Here is a 2257-nt window from a genome sequence, read left to right on the forward strand (position 1 = left end):
GCGCTGCTGTCCTGCGCCGGGCTGCTCGCGCTGGTCTGGGGCGTGATCGAGGCCCCGGGCCGAGGCTGGACCAGCCCCGCCGTGCTCGCCGCCTTCGCCCTCGCCGCACTGCTGCTGACGGCCTTCGTGTGGCGCCAACTCCGCTGCGCCGCACCGATGGTGCCGGTCCGGCTGTTGCGCGGCGGGCCGGTCTGGCCGGCCACCTGCACGCTCGCGCTGATGTCCTTCGCGATGTTCGGCGCGATGTTCCTGCTCACCCTCTACCTCCAGCAGGTCCGCGGGCTGAGCGCCTGGCAGGCCGGGCTGCGGATGATCCCGCTCTCCCTCGGCCTCGCCACCGGCGCGCTGCTCGGGCCGCTGCTCGCCCGGCGGTCGAGCGCCCGGGTGCCCTCGACCGGAGGGATGCTGCTGATCGCCGCAGGATTCGTCCAACTCGGCCGGCTGGCCGCCGGATCGGGGGACGGACCGGTGCTGCGCTTCGAGGCCCTGTCCGGGCTCGGCGCCGGACTGCTCGCCCCGGTCGCCACCGAGCTGGTGATGAGCGCCGTCCCGGTCGCCGCCGCGGGCGTCGGCTCGGCGCTCAACGACGCCACCCGGCAGGTCGGTTCGACCCTCGGTGTGGCGGTGCTCGGCTCCGTCCTCGCCACCTCGCTCACCGGTGGCGCCCCCGGCGACCCGGCCGCCTTCACCGACGGCCTCGCCGCCGCGGCCGTGGTGGGCGGCACGGTCGCCCTGCTCGGCGCCGTCCTCGCCTGGACCCGACTGCCCCGGCGCTCCGCAGCCGTCCTCGACCGCCCGGACGCTCCGTCGCCGCCGTCCTCGGACTTCACGAACTCCCTGAGCTGAAAGGAAACTTCACCATGCCCAGCACCTACGAGACGATCCGCGCCTGCCTGGTCGACGAGTTCGACGCCTCCCCCTCGGTGGTCACCCCCGACGCCACCCTCGCCTCGCTGGAACTCGACAGCCTCGCCCTGGTCGAGCTCTCGCTGGTGGTGGAGGAGCGGCTCGGCGTCACCGTCGCCGACCTCACCCCGGACCGCACCCTCGGCGAGCTCGCCGCCCACGCGGACGCCACCCTGGCCAAGGAATCGGCCAGTTGAGCCGGCACGCGGTCGCCGTCACCGGACTCGGCCTGGTCACCCCGGCCGGCACCGGCGCGGAGGACGTCTGGCGGCACTTCCTCGGTGGCGGCCCCACCGCCCGGCCCGACCCCGAACTCGCCGGCCTGGCCGTCGACTTCTCCTGCCGGGTGGACGGTTTCAACCCGCCCGCGCTGCTCGGCGGCCGCCTCGCCCGGCGGCTGGACCGGTTCAGCCAGCTGGCGGTGGTCGCCGCCCGCCAGGCCGTCGCCGACGCCGGGCTGGACCCGGGGGAGTGGGACGGGGAGCGGGTCGGCGTCGTCCTCGGCGTCAGCGCCAGCAGCGTGCAGACCCACGCCGTGGAGTACGGCCGGCTCGCCGAGGGCCTGGCCGACCGGGTGTCCCCGCTGATGGTGCCGCGCTCCATCCCCAACATGGCGGCCGGCGAGGTGGGCCTCGACCTCGGCGCCCGCGGCCCCGGCCTGGTGGTCAGCACCGCCTGCGCCTCCGGCACCAGCGCGCTCGCCCTCGGCTGCGACCTGATCCGCTCCGGCACCTGCGACCTCGTCCTCGCCGGTGGCACCGACAGCGCCCGCACCCCGATGACCGCCGTCGCCTTCGACCGGCTCGGCGCACTCTCCCGCCGCCGGCACGACCCGGCCGGCGCCTCCCGCCCCTTCGACGCCGACCGGGACGGCTTCGTCCTCGGCGAGGGCTCCGGCGTCCTCGTCCTGGAACGCCCCGGGCACGCCCGGGCCCGCGGCGCCCACCCCCGCGGGTACCTCGCCGGGCACGGCGCCGCGAGCGACGCCCACCACTTCACCGCCCCGCACCCCGGCGGCGATGGCCTGGCCCGCGCCGTCCGGGCAGCCCTGGTCGACGCCGGGCTGGCACCCCACGAGATCGGGCACATCAACGCGCACGGCACCGGCACCGCGCTCAACGACCCGGCCGAGGCGGCGGCCCTGCGGCAGGTCTTCCGCCGGCCACCGCCGGTCACCGCCAACAAGAGCGTGATCGGCCACACCATGGGCGCGGCCGGGGCCATCGAGGCCGCACTGACGGTGCTCGCGCTGCAGCACCGGCTGGTCCCGCCCACCGCCAACCTCGACCGGCTCGACGACGCCATCGACCTCGACGTGGTCACCGGGGCGCCGCGCCCGCTCGCCGTCCCC

3 protein-coding genes are annotated in these 2257 nt (G+C 76.7%); all 3 read left to right on the top strand.

Features of this window, described 5'->3' with window-relative positions:
- Positions 1-846, top strand: an 846-nt coding sequence (locus J0670_RS36200; protein WP_207816966.1) for an MFS transporter, incomplete at its 5' end; no start/stop codon positions are given.
- A 14-nt stretch (positions 847-860) separates the two neighbouring features.
- Positions 861-1103 carry an acyl carrier protein gene (locus tag J0670_RS36205; protein ID WP_207816968.1) on the top strand — a complete coding sequence of 81 codons (243 nt, stop codon included), beginning with the start codon at positions 861-863 and terminating at the stop codon, positions 1101-1103.
- Positions 1100-2257, top strand: a 1158-nt coding sequence (locus J0670_RS36210; protein ID WP_207816970.1) for a beta-ketoacyl synthase, incomplete at its 3' end; no start/stop codon positions are given. The genes J0670_RS36205 and J0670_RS36210, both read left to right, overlap by 4 nt.

The organism is Streptomyces sp. FH025, assembly GCF_017427025.1.
In the GTDB taxonomy this organism is placed as follows: domain Bacteria; phylum Actinomycetota; class Actinomycetes; order Streptomycetales; family Streptomycetaceae; genus Kitasatospora.